Below are 17,776 nucleotides of genomic sequence, written 5' to 3'. Positions count from 1 at the left end.
TGGCGCTCAGCCCTGGTTGCGGGGCTGCTTCACCGGCGGCTCGCCCAGCTCGACGTCCTCGGTGCGCAGGCCCTCGGCGTCCTCCGCCCCGGCCAGCTCCAGCTGCTCGATCCGGCCCAGCGCGATCAGGTCGCCCCGGGCGGCCTCGAGGTGCGCGAGCTGCCCGGTCGGAGCGACCAGGCGCAGCGACAGGATCGGGGTCTTCTGGGAGACCTTCGCGTCGGACTTGATGCGGCGCAGCACGATCGCGGCCTGGGCGACGGTGTCCACCAGCGCCGCGTCCTGGCCTTGGGCGGCCTCGCGCAGCGGCGCGGCCTCCGGCCAGGGCTGGGTGTGCACGGAGCCGCCTCGCCACCACGACCAGACCTCCTCGGTCGCGAACACGACCACCGGCGCGAACAGACGCAGCAGCACCTCGAGGGTGATCGCGAGCGCCGCACGGGCCGAGGCGGCCCCGGCCTCGCCGGCCTCCGAGTTGCCGTGGGCGCGCTCCTTGACCAGCTCGATGTAGTCGTCGCAGAACGCCCAGAAGAAGGGCTCGACGACCTCGAGGGCGCGGGCGTAGTCCATGTCGTCGTTCGCGGCGGTGGCCTGCTCGACCACGTCCGCGAGCTGGGCCAGCAGCGCCCGGTCCAGCGGATCGGTGACCACGGACGGGTCCGCGGCCAGACGACCGGCGGGATCCGCGGGCGCCTCGCCGAAGCCCAGGGCGAACTTCGAGGCGTTGAGGATCTTGATCGCCAGGCGTCGGCCGATCTTCATCTGGCCCTCGTCGAAAGCGGTGTCCACGCCCTGGCGGGCCCGGCCCGCCCAGTAGCGCACACCGTCGGAGCCGTGCTGCTGCAGCAGCCCGATGGGGGTGACCACGTTGCCCTTGGACTTGGACATCTTCTTGCGGTCCGGGTCCAGGATCCAGCCGTTGATCGAGGCGTGCTTCCACGGCAGCGCGTCCTGCTGCAGGTGCGAGCGGACGATCGTGGAGAACAGCCAGGTGCGGATGATGTCGTGGCCCTGCGGGCGCAGGTCCATCGGGTACACCTTGCCGAACAGGTCAGGGTCCGAGTTCCAGCCGCCGGCGAGCTGCGGGCTCAGGGACGAGGTGGCCCAGGTGTCCAGGATGTCGGGGTCGGCGACGAAGCCGCCGGGCTGGTTCCGCTGCGCCTCGGTGTACCCGGCGGGGACGTCGATCGTGGGATCGATCGGCAGGTCCTCGACGGGCGGGGTGAGCACGGTGTCGTAGTCGGTCTCGCCGTCCTCGCCCACCGCGTACCAGACCGGGAAGGGCACGCCGTAGAAGCGCTGGCGGGAGATCAGCCAGTCACCGGCCAGGCCCTCCACCCAGTTGCGGTAGCGGGACTCCATGTAGGCCGGGTGCCAGGTCAGCTCCTTGCCGCGGGCGATGAGCTCGTCGCGCAGCCCGCCCTCGGAGGTGTCGCGGCCGCCGTTGGTGAGGTACCACTGGCGGGAGGTGACGAACTCCAGCGGCTTGTCGCCGTTCTCGTAGAACTTCACGGGGTGGGAGATCTTCTTGGGCTCGCCGACGAGGTCACCGGACTCGGTGACCATCTCGACGACCTTCTTCTGGGCGCTGAACACGGTCAGGCCCGCGAGCTCCGCGTAGGCGGCCTGGCCCTCGGCCGAGGAGATCCACGGCGCCTCGGGCAGGAAGCGGCCGTCGCGGCCGATGACCGAGCGGGTGGGCAGCCCGAGCTCGCGCCACCAGATGACGTCGTTCGCGTCGCCGAAGGTGCAGATCATCGCAATGCCAGCACCCTTGTCGGGCTGGGCGAGGGGGTGGGCCTTGACCGGCACCTCGACCCCGAAGATCGGGGAGACGACGGTGGTGCCGAACAGCTCGTGGTAGCGCTCATCGTCCGGATGGGCGACCAGGGCCACGCACGCGGGCAGCAGCTCCGGGCGGGTGGTCTCGATGAACACCTGCTCACCGGTGCCGTCCGTGCGGGTGAAGCCGATGCGGTGGTAGGCACCGTCGCGGTCGCGGTCCTCCTGCTCGGCCTGCGCCACCGCCGTGCGGTAGGTGACGTCCCACATGGTGGGGGCCTCGGCCTGGTAGGCCTGGCCGGCGGCGAGGTTCTCCAGGAAGGCGCGCTGGGAGGTGGCGCGGGAGTGTGCGTTGATCGTCTGGTAGCTGTGGTTCCAGTCCACCGACAGGCCCAGGGTGCGGAAGACCTCCTCGAAGGACTTCTCGTCCAGGGTGGTCAGCTGCTCGCACAGCTCGATGAAGTTGCGGCGCGAGATCGGCAGCTGGTTCGCGGCCTTCGCGGACTTGTTGTCGCCGCCCACCTGCGGGGGCGTGAAGTCCGGGTCGTAGGGCAGCGACGGATCGCAGCGCACGCCGTAGTAGTTCTGGGCGCGGCGCTCGGTGGGCAGGCCGTTGTCGTCCCAGCCCAGCGGGTAGAACACGTTCTTGCCGCGCATGCGCTGGTAGCGCACGATCATGTCCGCCTGCGAGTAGCCGAAGACGTGGCCGATGTGCAGGGAGCCCGACGCGGTGGGCGGCGGGGTGTCGACGCTGAAGACCTGGTCACGGGTGGTGTCCGGGTCGAAGGCGTACAGCTGCTGCTCGCTCCATACGCCGTCCCACTTCTCCTCCAGACCCTCGAGGGAGGGGCGGTCGGGGATGGAGGCGCTCTGGTGCGGTGCGGTATCGGTCATGGGGGCCATTGTTCCAGGCGCGCGCGCCGGATCGAGAACGATCCCGCGTCGTGGAGGGTCGGGTGCGCCACGTGGGCGCGCCGTGAGCGCCCGCCGTCGCTCAGGAGGCGAGCGGCAGGCGCACGGTGAACGCGGTGCGGCCGGGGCGGGAGTCCACCTCGATGCGGCCGTGGTGCGCCTCGGTGATCGCCTGGACGATGGAGAGCCCGAGCCCGGTCGTGCCGTCGCTGCCGGAGCGGGCGGAGTCGGCACGGGCGAAGCGGGCGAAGACGTGGTCGGCGATCGCCGGGTCGATGCCGGGGCCGTCGTCGATCACCTCGAGCACGGCGGTGCTCGTCACGGCGCCCTTCTCGGCGCCCTCCACCGTGCCCTGCTCCGTGCCGAGCCGCACCCGCACCTCGGTCCCGTCGGGTGTGTGCTTGCGGGCGTTGGCGAGGAGGTTCACCACCACCTGGGTGAGCTGGCGGGCGTCGCCGCGCACGGGGACCTCGTCGGCCCCCACCTCGAGCCGCCAGCTGTGCCCGGGCGCGGTGACCCGTGCGTCCATGACCGCGTCGACCACGATCTCCCCGAGCTCCACGACCTCGTCGTGCCCCGACGTGGCACCGGTCCGCATCGCGCCGTGGACCCCGGCCGCGGCGAGGGCCTCCTCGTCCAGCCGGGCCAGCAGCAGCATGTCCTCCACGAGCGCCGTCATCCGCTCGGCCTGCGCCTCCATCCGCTCCACGGACTGCTCGCCGCGAGGAGTGAGCTCCTCGGTGTAGCGCAGCATCTCGGCGTAGCCGCGGATCGCGGTCAGCGGGGTGCGCAGCTCGTGCGAGGCGTCCGCCACGAAGCGGCGCATCCGGGTCTCGCTCAGCGCCCGCACCTCGAGGGCCTCGTCGACGTTGTCGATGAGCAGGTTCAGCGCCCGCCCCACCTCGCCGGGCTCGGTGCCGGCGCGCGCGATCTCGGGGCGCACTCGGGCGGTGAGCGCCACGTCGCCGCCGGTCAGCGGCATGTCGGCGATGTGGCGGGCGACGGCGGTGACCTCCTCCAGCGGGCCGAGCGCCCGCCGCACGATGAGGGAGCCGGCCACCCCGGCGACCAAGGTCGCGAGCACCCCGGCCAGCAGCAGGGTCAGGTCGAGCCGGGTGATGGTGGAGGTGGTGGTCGCGAGCGGCAGTCCGGTGATGACCACGACGCCGCCGGTCTCGTCGGCGTGCACGCGGTAGTCGCCGATGGTCAGTGACACGTCCCGGTTCACGGAGGTGACCGCGTCGGTCGCGGCCGCGGCGAGGGCCTCCTGGTCCTCGGTGCCGAGCTCGTGGATCGCGCCCTGCGCATCCCGCCAGGAGCCCTGCAGGGACCCGTCCGTCGCCAGCATCAGCGCGCCGAGCTCGAACTCGCCGGCGCCGGGGCCCGCGGGGGCGCCGGAGAGGTCGGGGACGGTGCCGGGGTCGACGTCGCTGAGATCCACGCCCCCGGAGTCGCCGTTCGTGGGAGGCATGCGCCGGTCGGCCGCGCGGCCCAGCTGCTCGTCGAGCTGATCACGCAGGTGCCCGCTGACGGAGACGTGCGTGACCACGCCGACGCCGAGGCACAGCAGCGCGACCGTCGCCGCGAGCAGCACGACCATGGTCGCGCGCAACGAGCGCCGGCCCACCGGGGTGGTGGTGGCGTCGGGGGAGCCGGTGGCGTCGGGGGAGTCCTGCGTGGTGCGGGGCCGGCTCGTGCGGGCTCGGCTCATGCGGGCTTGAGCATGTAGCCCGCGCCGCGCACGGTGCGGATCATCGGCTCGCGGCCGACGTCGATCTTCTTGCGCAGGTAGGAGATGTACAGCTCCACGATGTTGGCCTGGCCGCCGAAGTCGTAGTTCCACACGGCGTCGAGGATCTGCGCCTTGGAGAGCACGCGGTGGGGGTTCTCCATCAGGTACTGCAGCAGCTGGTACTGGGTGGCCGTCAGAGCGATCGGGTCGCCGCCCCGGGTCACCTCGTGGGCATCGAGGTTCATCACCAGGTCGCCGACCACCAGCTCGTTCGCCTGCCGGGCGGTGACGCCGGAGCGCTGGACCAGGCGGTGCAGGCGCAGCAGCACCTCCTCGATGGTGAAGGGCTTGGTGACGTAGTCGTCGGCCCCGGCGGCGAGGCCGCCCACCCGGTCGCTCGGCGCATCCAGCGCCGTCAGCATGAGGGAGGGGACGTCCGGCTGCAGCAGCCGGATCCGGCGCAGCACCTCGAGCCCCTCGAGACCGGGGAGCATCCGGTCCAGCACCAGCACGTCCGGGCGCAGGTCACGGGCCACGCGCACGGCCTCCAGGCCGTCGCCGACCACGGTCACCTCCCACCCGATCAGCTGCAGCGGGAAGCGCAGCAGGTCCGCGATGGTGGGCTCGTCCTCGACGACGAGCGCCCTGATCGGGGAGCCGTCGGGATGTTCGAGGCGCGGGAGGGCGCTCAGCGCCGCCGCCAGTCCAGCGGTCATGGGGTCATCCTCCCACGCCGACGGGGGACCCGACGGCGAGGGCTGCGCGGACGGCGGGCTTGCGCCCTGCCCATTCGACGGGCCGCAGCGCCGGGGCGGCGTCGGGGGCGTCAGGACGGGAGGCGGGCGCCGGGGCGGGAGCGGCGCCGGAAGCGCTGTGGAGGTCTGCGCGGTGGAGGTCGGCGCTGTGGAGGTCTGCGCGGTGGAGGTCGGCGCTGTGGAGGTCTGCGCGGTGCGAGTTCATGGCGCTCACGATCGGGCGCGAGGCTATTGATCTGCTGTGAGCGTGCTGAGGCACGGGGATGAGGCACGGGGATGAGGCGCGGCAGGCGGGAGCGGGCGGGGCTCTTCGACGTCGCTGGGGCCCTGCACAGCAGATCCATAGGCATCGCGCCCAGGGTTCCTCCCATGCACACCTCTGACACCAGGACCGTGGACGCCCCGTCGGCCGCGCCGGTACCGTCGGCCGCGCCGGTCCCGTCGGCCCCGTCGGCCGCGGCGGCCCGGCGCTCCCTCGGAGCGCGCGCCGCCGCGCTGCGCACCCACTGGACCGACTCGCGCGCCGGCACCCTCGCCCTGCTCGGGATCCTTCTCGCCACCGGATTCCTGTACTGCTGGAACCTCACGGCGAACGGCTACGCGAACTCGTTCTACTCCGCCGCCGTGCAGGCGGGCTCCGTGGACTGGACGGCCTTCGTCTACGGCTCCTCGGACGCCGGGAACTCGATCACGGTCGACAAGCCCCCGGCCTCGCTGTGGATCATGGCGCTGTCGGTGCGGCTGTTCGGCCTGAACTCGGCCGCGATCCTCATGCCGCAGGTGGTCATGGGGATCCTGTCGGTGTTCGTGGTGAACCGCTCGGTGAAGCGGGTGGCAGGGGAGGCCGCCGGACTGATCGCGGCCGCGGCGCTCGCGATCACCCCGGTCGCGGTGCTGATGTTCCGCTTCAACAACCCCGACGCCCTGCTCGTGCTGCTGATGACCCTCGCGGCCTGGGCGACCGTGCACGCGATCGAGACGGGCTCGATCCGCTGGATGACCCTGGTGGGGGTGCTGATCGGGTTCGCGTTCCTCACCAAGACCCTGCAGGCCTTCCTGGTGGTGCCGTTCTTCGCGATCGCGTTCCTGATCTGCGCGGACACGACGCTGCGCCGGCGGATCCTCGGCACCCTCGCCGCGGGTCTCGCGCTCGTGGTCGCCGGCGGCTGGTGGGTCGCGATCGTCGAGCTCGTGCCCGAGCAGTGGCGCCCGTACATCGGCGGCAGCCAGACCGACTCCTTCCTCGAGCTGACCTTCGGCTACAACGGGCTGGGCCGCCTCAGCGGCGACGAGGTCGGCTCCGTCGGCGGTGGCGGCGGCTTCGGCAGCGGCGCCGGCATCTCCCGCCTGTTCAGCTCCGCGATCGGTGGTCAGATCAGCTGGCTGATCCCCGCCGCCCTGATCCTCATGCTCGGCGCGCTGTGGCTGGGGCGGCGCGCCCCCCGCACCGACCCGGTGCGGGCCTCGTTCCTGGTGTGGGGCGGCTGGTTCCTGGTCACCGCGGTGGTGTTCTCCTTCATGCAGGGAATCTTCCACGAGTACTACACGGTCGCCCTCGCCCCGGCGATCGCGGCGATGGTCGGCCTCGGCGCCCGGACCGTGTGGCGCCACCGCGAGTCGCTCCTGGCGCGTCTGGTGCTCGCGCTCGCCGCGGCCGGCACCGGGGTGTGGGGCTTCGTGCTCCTGCAGCGCCAGAGCGAGTACGGGACCTGGCTGGCGGTGCTCGTGCTGGTGAGTGGTCTGCTCGCGGCGGCCGGCCTCCTGCTCGCCTCACGCTTCGGCAGGCGGACCCTCGCCGTGGTGCTCGTCCTCGCAGCGCTCAGCGCCGGCGCCGGCCAGGCGGCCTACGCCGCGAGCACCGTCACCACCGCCAAGACCGGCTCGATCATCACCGCCGGCCCGTCCTCGAGCGGCGGGTTCGGCGCCGGCCCTACGGGCATGTCCCGCGGCGGGCAGGCCGGGCAGATGCCCGGAGGCGTCCCCGGCGGCGGGCAGATGCCCGGCGGAGGCTCGAACGACGGCGGCTCGAACGGCGGCGGCTCCAACGGCGGGGGCACGATAGGCGGGAACATGCCCGGCGGCGGGCCCGGCCAGGGCTCGGGCTCCTTCACCCCGCCGAGCGGCGGCGCGCCGGGCGGATCGGGCGGCGAGTCGGGCTCCGTCGGCGGTGCCCCCGGTGGCGGGGGAGGCGGCATGGGCAGTCTGCTGAACGCCGAGGAGCCGGATGCGGAGGTCGTCGCCGCGCTCCAGGAGGACGCGGACCAGTACACCTGGGTGGCCGCTGCCATCGGCAGCCAGAACGCGGCGGGGCTGCAGCTGGCCTCCGAGGAGCCGGTCATGGCGCTCGGCGGGTTCAATGGCTCGGACCCCAGCCCCTCCCTCGAGGAGTTCCAGCAGTACGTGGCCGACGGGGAGATCCACTACGTCCTCGCCGGCGAGGGGTTCGGCGGCCAGAACGGCGGGTCGAACACCGCCTCCGAGATCACCCAGTGGGTCGCGGAGAACTACACCGAGGTCACGATCGGCGACACCACCTTCTACGACCTCACCCAGCCGCTCACGAGCACCGACGCGGCCGCCACCACGCAGGAGGGCACGGTATGAGCACCGACGCCCGCGTCCAGACCCCGCCGGCGCCGGGGACGGCGCTGCTCCCGGGCGATGCTGAGCCCGGCACCACCGTCCTGGACGTGGTGATCCCGGTGCTGAACGAGGAGCACACCGTCGGCGCGTGCGTGCGGCGGCTCGAGGCCCACCTGCGCGAGACCTTCCCCTACCCGTACCGCATCACCATCGCCGACAACGGCAGCACCGACCGCACCCCCGAGGTCGCCGCCGAGCTCTCCCGTGAGCTGGCCGGGCGGGTGCGGGTGGTGCGGTTGGACCAGAAGGGGCGCGGCCGGGCGCTGCAGCAGGTGTGGTCCGCCTCGGACGCGCTGATCCTCGCGTACATGGACGTGGACCTCTCCACGGACCTCGATGCGCTGTGGCCGCTGGTCGCGCCGCTGATGTCCGGGCACTCCGACCTCGCGATCGGCACCCGGCTGCACCGCTCCTCGCGGGTGGTGCGGGGCATGAAGCGGGAGCTCATCTCCCGCTCCTACAACCTGGGACTGTCGGTCGCGCTCGGCGCGCGCTTCTCCGATGCGCAGTGCGGCTTCAAAGCCATCCGGGCCGACGTCGCCCGCGAGCTGCTGCCCCTGGTCGAGGACACCGCCTGGTTCTTCGACACCGAGCTGCTCGTCCTCGCCGAGCGGTGCGGGCTGCGGATCCACGAGGTGCCCGTGGACTGGTACGACGACCCCGACTCCCGGGTCGACGTGGTCCGCACCGCCCGCGACGACATCGCGGGTGTGGTCCGTCTCGCCGTCGCCCTGCACCACGGGGACCTCCCCGTCGAGCAGATCCGCACCCGCTCGGGCAGGGCCAGGCCCCGCAGCGGCACCGCCGCCCAGCTGATCCGCTTCGCGCTCGTCGGCGTGCTCTCCACCGTGCTGCACCTGGGCGGCTTCGCGCTGCTGAGCGCCACCGGACTGCTCGGCTCCCAGGTCGCGAACCTCGTCGCGCTGATGATCGCGACCGTGCTGAACACGACCATGAACCGTTCGTGGACCTTCGGGATCCGCAGCCGCCGCCTCGCCTGGCTCCATCAGCTCCAGGGCCTGGTGATCCTGGGCCTGACCTGGGCGCTCAGTGCCGGGGCGCTCGCTGGGCTCGAGGCGGCGCACCCCGACGCCCCCGTCTCCGTGCAGACCGTCGTGCTGGGCGGCGCGATGGTCATCGCCACGCTCGTGAAGTTCGCTGTGATGAAGGGATGGAGGCGGGCCGAGGGGGAGTGAGGCGGGCGGGCGCTGGGGCGGCGGGTGGCTGTCGGCGCCTCCGCCCCGGCCTCATGGCACCCGCGCGGTCCACTCCTCGGTCCCGAACTTCGTCGCCACCAGCTCGCGGGCCCTCGCCAGCTCGTCCTCGGTGTAGGTGCTGTCGCGGGAGTCGTAGCGGGAGCGGAAGAAGTCCAGGAACCCCTCGATGATCTGCTCGCGCGGCAGACCGGTCTGGGAGCGCATCGGGTCCACGCGCTTGTTCGCGCTGCGGGTGCCCTTGTCCGAGAGCTTCTCCCGGCCGATGCGCAGCACCTCGCCCATCTTGTCCGCGTCGATGTCGTAGCTCATGGTCACGTGGTGCAGCAGCACTCCGCCGGCGAAGCGGCGCTGGGCGGCGCCGCCGATCTTGCCCTGCTCGGAGGCGATGTCGTTCAGCGGCACGTACCGGGCCTTCACGCCGATCTCGGCGAGCGCCCCCATCACCCAGTCGTCGAGATAGGCGTAGGCCTGCTCGAAGCTCAGCCCCTCCACGAGCGAGGTGGGGACCACGAGGGAGTAGGTGATGCAGTTGCCCTGCTCCATGAACATCGCGCCGCCGCCGGTGATGCGGCGCACCACCCCGATGCCGTGGCGGGCCGCGCCCTCGGCGTCGATCTCGTTGCGCAGCGACTGGTAGGAGCCGATCACCACGAGCGCCGAGTCCCAGTCCCAGATGCGGAAGGTGGGGCCGCGCCGACCGGCGACCATCTCGGTGGGCAGCACCTCGTCCAGGGCCACGTGCATCACCGGCGGCAGCACCACCGGCGGGATCACGTCGAAGGTGAGGTCCTCCCAGCTGCTGGCATGGCCGAGCGCGCGGCGCACCGCGATCGCGACGGCCTCGGCATCGAAGCCGATCATCTGCACCGGCTCGGACCGGGCCTCGAGACGGGCGGTGATCGCCGCGGCGAGCTCCGCGGCGGTCGCCTCGGTGGACATGCCCACCAGGGCCGCGTTCAGGTCCTCGAGGGCGTCGTCCGGCTCGAGGAAGAAGTCCCCGAACACGTGGGCGGAAGCGATGGCGCCGTCCGTCGCAGTCACGTCGACGGCGACGAGCTTGCCGCCGCGGACCTTGTACTCCCCGTGCATCACGGTGCCGTCCTCGCGCTCGCCGCGCCCGTCGCTGTCAGTCTGGGTCATGGCGCCATTGTCGCGCAGTGGGGTACTGGAGCGCGGGGCGGGAAACGCTCCCGCGCCTGCTCTTTGCCTGCCCTGCGCCCCGGCTCACACGATGGTCAGCGAGCGCAGCGCCCGGTGGACCTCCCACACGAAGTCCGCGGTGGACTGGTTCTTCCGCGGCGCGACGGCGTAGGTCTCCTCAGCGCGGGCCTCCGTCGCCTCGCGGGTGACCTTCGGGATCAGGTGCTGCCACTCCCGCTCGCCGCCCACCCAGATGCGGTAGGCCGCCTCGTCGTCCTCGGCGCGGGAGAGCAGGCGCAGCCCCATCGTGGTCGCGGTGAGGGCGGGCTGGCGGCGGGCCGGGGCCAGGTCGAATCCGCGGTCGCGCAGCAGCATCGGGTTCAGCACCGCCCACAGCAGCAGCCGCGCGCCCTCCATCTCCGGGGAGGCCGCGGCGCCGATCAGCTCGCCGGGCGCGGGCAGCGCGCCCTCGTCTGTGCGCCAGGCGGTGCGGCGGGCGAGGGCGTCGAGCCGCTCCTGCGCCGCCTGCTGCTCCTCGTCGGTGCCAGGCATTCCGATACCCACGGGCCGCGGCTCCTGGCCGGTGCGCAGGAAGTGGACCGGGGTGCCGTGCTCGACCTCGCCGAACTCGAGCCCGGTGCGGTGCAGGCCCACCCCGGCCTGGAGGTGCGCATCGGTCTGACCGCGACGGGTGGAGAAGTGGGGGCTGGTGCCCAGCAGGGTGCGGGAGGCGCGGTGCAGCACGTCGAGGTGGGCGCGGAACTCGCGCGCGACCTTGCCCTTGGTGAGCAGGCGCTTGGGGTCCACGGGGAACTGCACGATGGGGCGGCCGGAGTTCTCGCCGATCTCCCCGATCGTCTCCCACAGCTCGGCATGGCCGGGATCGGCCTTGACCATCCGCCCGCCCAGCCGGCCCCAGCTCGTGACCACAACGCCCTCCGGCGGGGTCACCGGCCCCTCGGGGATGTCCGAGCGGCGGCAGATCGCGACCAGGAGATGGTGCGGGGAGTCGCCGAGCGCCCGGCGCATCTTCTCCAGGTGGGGGAGGGACAGGTCGCCCTCGGTGCTCACCGTGATCCCGAGTCGGGCGCCGTCGTCGGCCGCCGCCGAGGTGGGCAGGATCTCCGCGACCAGGTCCGGCGACGTGCGGCGCAGCCGCGGCGCGGCGACGATGCTGCCCGTGGTGCGGTCGGTGCGCGCGACGGTGCGCAGGAAGGCGCTGCGGCTGCGGGGCGCCATCAGCACGAACTCGAGCATGTGGCGCAGGATCCCCTCGGCCCGCACGGACGCCTCGGCGCCGGACTCGAGCAGCGGGACGGCGGCCGAGCGCTCGACGGCATAGGTGAGCATCTGTCCGACGGTGGCGTAGGAACGAGCCATGGTCCTCCTTCTCGCGGGCCGTGCGGTGCGCGGTCTGATCCTGGTGATCGTCCAGTATCCTCCGCAACCAGTCTGCATCAGCGCAGGTGGGCGGGCCAGGCGTGTCTGTCGAGGAGCGGCCCGGAGGTGTGACGGCGGTCTCTCCTCCCGTCATGACCTGCGGCGACCCGAGGCGGTCCTGGTGAGCGGCGGCGGCGGGCGTCTACGCTGTCCCGGTCCCCGTCCCGCCATCCCGAACCGGACCCCCATGAACTCCTCCTCCGACGCCGCCGTCGGCACCGGTGCCGGCGAGTCCGCAGCCGCCCCCGGCGCCCCGTCCTCGGCCCCCGCCGACTCCTCCTCGAGCGGCGACGCCCCGCGCCGTGCGCGCGTCGGCCTGCTGCCCCGGATCCTCGTCGCCATCGTGCTCGGCATCCTGCTGGGCCTGGTCATGCCCGAGGCGATCGCCCGGATCTTCACGACCTTCAACGGCGTGTTCTCCGGCTTCCTCGGCTTCCTCATCCCGCTGATCATCGTGGGCCTGGTGACCCCGGCGATCGCGGAGCTGGGCCGTGGCGCCGGCAAGATGCTCGCCGCGACCGCCGGCATCGCCTATCTCTCCACGATCCTGTGCGGCCTGTTCGCGCTCGGCCTGTCGCTGCTGCTCCTGCCGCGCATGCTGGGCGACGCATCGATCGGCACGCTGGAGAACCCCGAGGACTCCGCGATCGCGCCGTACTTCGCCATCGAGATCCCGCCGGTCTTCGACGTGATGACGGCGCTCGTGCTCTCGTTCTGCCTTGGCATCGGGCTGACCCTCGTGAAGAAGGGCGCCCTGCAGGAGTCCTTCGAGCAGCTGCGCACCATCATCGTGCGCATCATCGAGGCGATCATCATCCCGCTGCTGCCCATCTACATCTTCGGCATGTTCCTGGGCCTGACCATGAATGGCCAGATCTGGACCGTCATCGGCACCTTCCTCGCCGTGATCGTGCTGGTCTTCGGCATGACCGTGGTGGTGCTCCTGGCCCAGTACGGCATCGCCGGCCTCGCGATCGGCAGGAACCCCCTGAAGATGCTCGGGAACATGATGCCCGCGTACATGACCGCGCTCGGCACCAGCTCCTCGGCCGCGACCATCCCGGTCACCGCCGAGTGCACCAAGCGGAACGGCATCCCGGATGCGATCGCGGACTTCGTGATCCCGCTGTGCGCGACGATCCACCTCTCCGGCTCGACGCTGAAGATCACCACCTTCGCGGTCGCGATCATGATCGTCACCGGCATGGACCTGAACGTCCCCGCGCTGCTCGCCTTCGTGTTCATGCTGGGCGTCGTCATGATCGCGGCGCCCGGCGTGCCCGGCGGCGCGATCATGGCCGCCGCGGGCGTGCTCTCCTCGATGCTCGGCTTCGGCGAGGCCGCGGTGGGCCTGATGATCGCCGCCTACATCGCGATCGACTCCTTCGGCACCGCCACCAACGTCACCGGCGACGGTGCGATCGCCGCGATCATGACGCGGCTGTCCAAGGGGCGCGTCTCGGGCGACCTCACCGTCTCCCAGCACGAGCACGTGCACGGCGTCTGACCCGCACTGCTCGCGACGAACGGCGCCCCTCCCGCCGCGTGCGGGAGGGGCGCCGTCCTCGTGGGGGAGGGTTCGGGCGGACGACGGGGCATGGCGGCCGATGGGGCCTGGCCGCTCGCGAGGCCGACGGGCCACGGCTCGCGCGGCCGACGGGTCAGACCCGGGCTGCGGTCGCCGGAGCGGCCCGCTCCTCCTCCGACCCGGCGCCCTTCGCGGGCCAGGCGGGGCCGGAGGGGTCGCGACCGCGGGTCTCCGGCAGCACGCGCACCGCGATCAGGGCCAGCAGGGCCATGCCGGTGAGGTAGATCGCCGGGGCGATGTCGATCGTGCGGGACACGAGGAAGGTGGCCACGTACGGGGCGGTGCCGCCGAAGATCGCGTAGGCGACGTTGTAGGCGACCGCCGAGGCGGTGTAGCGCGAGATCGTCGCGAAGGCCTCGGAGAGCATCACCGCGGTGGAGACGTTGCAGGCCACGGCGCCCACTGCGATGAGCAGCTGGCCGATCAGGGCGTTGCCGAAGCCGCCCCCGGCCGCGAGGAGGTAGGCGGGGACCGAGGCGACGGCGAGGGCGACGAGCGCCCCGACCATTACCGGGCGGCGGCCCAGCCGGTCGCTGAGCAGCCCCATCACCGGGGCGAGTGCGGTCGCGCACAGCAGCGCGACCACGTTGGAGCCGAGCACCACGTTCGCAGGCATCTCCGCGACGGTGCGCAGGAAGGTGGTCATGTAGGTCGAGAAGATGTAGAAGCTCAGCCCCGTCACGGCGATGAACCCGCCGAGGGTGAGCATCATCCGGCCCTCGCGGCGCAGCACCTCACCGAAGGGGAGATGGGCCGCGGCGGACGCGCCGCGCTCGGCCCGCTCCTGCTGCATGCGGGTGAACTCGGGGGTCTCCTCGAGGTGGGAGCGGATGAGGAAGGCGATGATGCCCATCGGGATCGCGGCGAGGAAGGGGATGCGCCAGCCCCACTCGTCGAAGGCAGCGGAGCCGATCGCCTGGGTGATCAGCCAGCACAGCAGCGCCGCCGCGGCGAAGGAGCCGAACGTCGCCGCCGGCATCGCTGAGGCGTAGAAGGCGCGCTTGCGGGCGGGGGCGTGCTCGATGACGTAGGCGACGGCGCCGGCGTACTCGCCGCCGGCGGAGAGGCCCTGGAGGCAGCGGGCCACGGTCAGCAGGATCGGGGCGAGGATCCCGATCGACGCGTGGCCGGGCAGAAGACCGATGATCGCGGTCGAGATCGACATGAGGAACACGGTGGCCAGCAGGATCTTCCGTCGGCCGAGGCGATCCCCGAGCCGTCCGAAGACCAGACCGCCGAGCGGCCGCATCGCGAAGGCGACGGCGAACACGGCGAAGGTCTGCAGCAGTCCGCCGACGGCGGTGTCCGAGGGGAAGAAGGTGGCGGCCAGGGCGCTGGCCGTGTAGCCGTAGACGGCGAAGTCGAACCACTCGATCACGGTGCCGCCGAACGCGGCGGCGGTCACCCGGCGCAGGGTCGCGGGGGAGACCTCCTCGGTGCCGGTGGTGCCCGCGACGGGGATGCCTGGGGCGGTGGGGCCGGGCGCGCCGGCGGACGGGTGGGATGACATGGTGGCCTCCGGTGGGTGACGGGGGAGGGCCGGCGTCGGGCTCGGGGTGGCCGACGGGGGCACGACTCGTGTTGTGACGGCAGCAACACGGTTGGTGGCGACCCTAGGGGGAATCATCCGTCGAGGGCCAGGGATCGGGGTCCTGCGACCTGTTCGTGATGTCCGGTCCCGGGCGGTGACCGGGACGCGGTCGGCGGTGCGCTCGGGGCCCGTGCCCGGGGACCGGGGCGCGGCGGGGATGCCGCCGGTCAGGGCCGCGACGGCCGGCCGCCCCGACGTAGGCTCGGGGCCATGACCTCCGACGCCTCCGCTCCTGTCCCGTCCTCCGCCCCGTGCGGTGCAGCCGCTCCGCTGACCGCCGTGGTCACGGGTGCCTCCTCCGGCATCGGCCGCGCCACCGCCGCGCGCCTCGTCGCCGACGGCTGGCGCGTCCTCGCCGTCGCCCGCCGCGAGGGGCGCCTCGCCGAGCTCGCCGCCGAGACCGGCTGCGAGGTGCTGAGCGTCGACGTCACCTCCGACGCGTCGGTCGACGCCCTCGTCGCGCGCGCCCGCGAGCTGTTCGGCGAGAGCCTGAACGCCGTCGTCCACGTCGCCGGCGGCGCCCTCGGCGTCGAGCCCGCGGCCGAGGCGGACCTCGAGAAGTGGCAGGGCATGTACGACATCAACGTGCTCGGCGCCGTCCGCGTCACCCGCGCCCTCCTGCCCGCCCTGCGCGCGAGCGGTCGCGGCGACCTGCTGTTCGTCACCTCCGTCGCCGGCCACGAGGCCTACCCGGGCGGGTCCGGCTACAACGCCGCCAAGGCCGGCGAGCACATGCTCGCCAATGCTCTGCGGCTCGAGCTGAACGGCGAGAAGGTGCGCGTCATCGAGATCGCCCCCGGCATGGTCCACACCGAGGAGTTCTCCCTCGTGCGCCTCGGCGACCAGGACAAGGCCGACGCCGTCTACGACGGGGTCGAGAACCCGTTGACCGCCGAGGACTGCGCCGACGTCATCTCCTACGCCCTGAACGCGCCCCACCACGTCAACCTCGACCTCGTGATGGTGCGTCCCCTCGCCCAGGCCGCGGCGCACCGCGTCGCCCGCCACCAGGGGGTCTGATGGCGCACGGCGGCATGGGCGGCGGTATGGGCGGCGGCATGGGGGGCGGAGGCGGACGCCTCAGCAGCGACCTGAAGCTCGCCCCCGGTCAGCGGCCCGACCTGCGCCGGGTGCTGGGGCTGTTCCGCCCCTACCGCGGCACGCTCGCCGTGGTGCTGTTCCTCATCGTGCTCGGCGCCGCCGCGGGCGTCGTCTCCCCGTTCCTCATCCGCGAGATCGTGGACGTGGCCCTTCCCGAGCAGCGCGCCGACGTGCTGGCCTGGTCCGTCGGCGGCCTCATCGCCGTCACCGTCGTCTCCAGCGCCCTCGGCGTCACCCAGGCCATGCTCTCGACCCGCGTGGGCCAGTCGGTCATGCACGACCTGCGCGTCTCGGTCTACTCCCACCTGCAGCGGATGGGGCTGGGGTTCTTCACCCGCGCCCGCACCGGCGAGATCCAGTCCCGCATCTTCTCCGACATCGGCTCGATGCAGTCCGTGGTCACCTCCGTGATGACCCAGATCGTCTCCGCGACCGCGGGCGTGCTCATGGCGCTGGTGGCGATGTTCGCGATGGACTGGCGCCTCACCCTCTTCTCGCTCATCGCGCTGCCTTTCGCGGTGTGGATGAACCGGCGGGTGGGGCGTCGGCGCCGCGAGATCGTCCGCACCCGCCAGGAGAAGGCCGCAGACCTCTCCGCCGGGATCCAGGAGTCCCTGTCGGTCTCCGGGATCCTGCTGGGCGTGACGATGGGCCGCACCGAGGCCCTCAGCCGCACCTTCTCCGCCGACTCCCGCGAGCTCGCCGACCTCGAGGTCCGCTCCGAGATGGCCGGGCGCTGGCACATGGCCGTGTTCACGACGCTGATGGCCCTGTTCCCGGCACTGACCTATCTCCTCGGCGGGCACCTGCTGTTCAACGACCCCGACGGCTCCGGCATCACCATCGGCACCCTGGTCGCCTTCATCGCCCTGCAGTCGGGACTGTTCCCCCAGATCAACGGTCTGCTCCGGGTCGCCACCCAGGTCAACAGCTCCCTGGCCCTGTTCTCCCGCGTGTTCGAGTACCTCGACGCCCCGATCCTCATCAAGGACGCCCCGGACGCGGTCGCGCTGGACCCCGCCGAGGTGCGCGGCGAGATCCGCTTCGAAGACGTCTCCTTCTCCTACCCCGGCGCGGAGGATCCGGCGCTGGACCGCATCGACCTCGTCGTCCCCGCCGGGAAGCACACCGCCCTGGTCGGCTCCACCGGCTCCGGCAAGACCACCACCGGCTACCTCATGGCGCGGCTGTACGAGCCGAGCAGCGGAAGCATCACCCTGGACGGGCACGACCTGCGCGAAGTCACGATGGAGTCCCTCGCGGCGAGCATCGGCGTGGTCACCCAGGAGACCTACCTCCTGCACGCCACCATCGCCGAGAACCTGCGCTTCGCCCGGCCCGAGGCGTCCGACGAGGAGCTCGTCGCCGCCTGCCGGATCGCCCAGATCCACGACCACATCGAGTCCCTGCCGGACGGCTACGCGACCGTGGTGGGGGAGCGGGGCTACCGCTTCTCCGGCGGCGAGAAGCAGCGCCTGGCCCTGGCGCGCACGATCCTGCGCGACCCGCCGGTGCTGCTGCTGGACGAGGCGACCTCCGCGCTGGACGTCGCGACCGAGCGGGCCATGTCCGGGGCGCTGGATGCCGCGGCCCGCGGCCGCACCACGGTCTCGATCGCCCACCGCCTCTCGACCATCCGTCACGCCGACCAGATCGTGGTCATGCAGCGCGGACGGATCGTCGAGCGCGGCACCTACGACGAGCTGCTCGCCCGCGGCGGGGTCTTCGCGGACCTTGCTCACCAGGACTCACGGCGGGACGACGGCGCCGACGGGCTCGCTGCCGACGGGGTTGTTGACGATGGGGTCGCTGCCGTCGACGACGGAGCCGACGAGCCCGTCGTCCAGGACCCGAGCGGCCGCTGAGCGAGGACGC

At 72.5% G+C, this 17,776-nt stretch carries 12 protein-coding genes; 5 read left to right on the top strand and 7 right to left on the bottom strand.

Annotation, left to right across the window (positions count from 1 at the left end):
- Positions 1–6: 6 nt before the first annotated feature.
- From valS to HNR70_RS09770, 4 genes are all read right to left on the bottom strand, one after another.
- The gene (gene valS, locus HNR70_RS09785; protein WP_184325491.1) at positions 7–2,676 is read right to left on the bottom strand and encodes a valine--tRNA ligase; all 2,670 of its coding nucleotides are present in this window, start codon (positions 2,674–2,676) and stop codon (positions 7–9) included.
- Between the two features lie 100 nt (positions 2,677–2,776).
- Complete coding sequence (locus HNR70_RS09780) at positions 2,777–4,405, bottom strand: sensor histidine kinase (protein ID WP_184325490.1); 1,629 nt, start codon at positions 4,403–4,405, stop codon at positions 2,777–2,779.
- A complete protein-coding gene (locus HNR70_RS09775; protein ID WP_184325489.1) occupies positions 4,402–5,142 on the bottom strand; it encodes a response regulator transcription factor in 741 nt (246 codons plus the stop codon). Before HNR70_RS09775 ends, HNR70_RS09780 begins: the two co-directional genes overlap by 4 nt.
- 4 nt (positions 5,143–5,146) lie before the next feature.
- Complete coding sequence (locus tag HNR70_RS09770) at positions 5,147–5,386, bottom strand: pentapeptide repeat-containing protein (RefSeq protein ID WP_184325488.1); 240 nt, start codon at positions 5,384–5,386, stop codon at positions 5,147–5,149.
- 164 nt (positions 5,387–5,550) lie between these two features.
- Here HNR70_RS09770 and HNR70_RS09765 point away from each other — a divergent pair, with 164 nt between their 5' ends.
- Entirely contained in the window at positions 5,551–7,785 is a 2,235-nt protein-coding gene (locus HNR70_RS09765) for an ArnT family glycosyltransferase (protein ID WP_184325487.1), read from the top strand.
- Complete coding sequence (locus tag HNR70_RS09760; RefSeq protein ID WP_184325486.1) at positions 7,782–9,020, top strand: bifunctional glycosyltransferase family 2/GtrA family protein; 1,239 nt, start codon at positions 7,782–7,784, stop codon at positions 9,018–9,020. The genes HNR70_RS09765 and HNR70_RS09760 overlap by 4 nt, the downstream gene beginning before the upstream one ends.
- Before the next feature lie 51 nt (positions 9,021–9,071).
- Here the strand turns inward: HNR70_RS09760 and lplAB are convergent, their stop codons facing one another.
- Both lplAB and HNR70_RS09750 read right to left on the bottom strand, forming a co-directional pair.
- Positions 9,072–10,130 carry a lipoate-protein ligase LplAB gene (gene lplAB, locus HNR70_RS09755; protein ID WP_184326632.1) on the bottom strand — a complete coding sequence of 353 codons (1,059 nt, stop codon included), beginning with the start codon at positions 10,128–10,130 and terminating at the stop codon, positions 9,072–9,074.
- A gap of 135 nt (positions 10,131–10,265) precedes the next feature.
- The gene (locus HNR70_RS09750; RefSeq protein WP_184325485.1) at positions 10,266–11,561 is read right to left on the bottom strand and encodes a hypothetical protein; all 1,296 of its coding nucleotides are present in this window, start codon (positions 11,559–11,561) and stop codon (positions 10,266–10,268) included.
- 247 nt (positions 11,562–11,808) lie between these two features.
- On the opposite strand from HNR70_RS09750, the gene HNR70_RS09745 reads away from it, so the two are divergent.
- Complete coding sequence (locus HNR70_RS09745; RefSeq protein WP_184325484.1) at positions 11,809–13,128, top strand: dicarboxylate/amino acid:cation symporter; 1,320 nt, start codon at positions 11,809–11,811, stop codon at positions 13,126–13,128.
- A 154-nt stretch (positions 13,129–13,282) separates the two neighbouring features.
- Here the strand turns inward: HNR70_RS09745 and HNR70_RS09740 are convergent, their stop codons facing one another.
- Positions 13,283–14,719 carry an MFS transporter gene (locus HNR70_RS09740; protein WP_184325483.1) on the bottom strand — a complete coding sequence of 479 codons (1,437 nt, stop codon included), beginning with the start codon at positions 14,717–14,719 and terminating at the stop codon, positions 13,283–13,285.
- 291 nt (positions 14,720–15,010) lie between these two features.
- Here HNR70_RS09740 and HNR70_RS09735 point away from each other — a divergent pair, with 291 nt between their 5' ends.
- Complete coding sequence (locus HNR70_RS09735) at positions 15,011–15,820, top strand: SDR family oxidoreductase (protein ID WP_184325482.1); 810 nt, start codon at positions 15,011–15,013, stop codon at positions 15,818–15,820.
- Complete coding sequence (locus HNR70_RS09730) at positions 15,820–17,766, top strand: ABC transporter ATP-binding protein (protein WP_184325481.1); 1,947 nt, start codon at positions 15,820–15,822, stop codon at positions 17,764–17,766. The genes HNR70_RS09735 and HNR70_RS09730 overlap by 1 nt, the downstream gene beginning before the upstream one ends.
- The last annotated feature ends 10 nt before the right edge of the window (positions 17,767–17,776 follow it).

Origin of the sequence: Brachybacterium aquaticum (assembly GCF_014204755.1) — a bacterium.
GTDB classification, from domain to species: Bacteria; Actinomycetota; Actinomycetes; order Actinomycetales; family Dermabacteraceae; genus Brachybacterium; species Brachybacterium aquaticum.
This window is presented reverse-complemented; position numbering and strand designations above follow the sequence as displayed.

What these genes read in the sequence shown, in the direction of transcription:
- valS (WP_184325491.1), bottom strand. Translation starts at nt 2,676, where the DNA reads ATGACCGATACCGCACCGCACCAGAGCGCCTCCATCCCCGACCGCCCC.
- HNR70_RS09780 (WP_184325490.1), bottom strand. Translation starts at nt 4,405, where the DNA reads ATGAGCCGAGCCCGCACGAGCCGGCCCCGCACCACGCAGGACTCCCCC.
- HNR70_RS09775 (WP_184325489.1), bottom strand. Translation starts at nt 5,142, where the DNA reads ATGACCGCTGGACTGGCGGCGGCGCTGAGCGCCCTCCCGCGCCTCGAA.
- HNR70_RS09770 (WP_184325488.1), bottom strand. Translation starts at nt 5,386, where the DNA reads ATGAACTCGCACCGCGCAGACCTCCACAGCGCCGACCTCCACCGCGCA.
- HNR70_RS09765 (WP_184325487.1), top strand. Translation starts at nt 5,551, where the DNA reads ATGCACACCTCTGACACCAGGACCGTGGACGCCCCGTCGGCCGCGCCG.
- HNR70_RS09760 (WP_184325486.1), top strand. Translation starts at nt 7,782, where the DNA reads ATGAGCACCGACGCCCGCGTCCAGACCCCGCCGGCGCCGGGGACGGCG.
- lplAB (WP_184326632.1), bottom strand. Translation starts at nt 10,130, where the DNA reads ATGCACGGGGAGTACAAGGTCCGCGGCGGCAAGCTCGTCGCCGTCGAC.
- HNR70_RS09750 (WP_184325485.1), bottom strand. Translation starts at nt 11,561, where the DNA reads ATGGCTCGTTCCTACGCCACCGTCGGACAGATGCTCACCTATGCCGTC.
- HNR70_RS09745 (WP_184325484.1), top strand. Translation starts at nt 11,809, where the DNA reads ATGAACTCCTCCTCCGACGCCGCCGTCGGCACCGGTGCCGGCGAGTCC.
- HNR70_RS09740 (WP_184325483.1), bottom strand. Translation starts at nt 14,719, where the DNA reads ATGTCATCCCACCCGTCCGCCGGCGCGCCCGGCCCCACCGCCCCAGGC.
- HNR70_RS09735 (WP_184325482.1), top strand. Translation starts at nt 15,011, where the DNA reads ATGACCTCCGACGCCTCCGCTCCTGTCCCGTCCTCCGCCCCGTGCGGT.
- HNR70_RS09730 (WP_184325481.1), top strand. Translation starts at nt 15,820, where the DNA reads ATGGCGCACGGCGGCATGGGCGGCGGTATGGGCGGCGGCATGGGGGGC.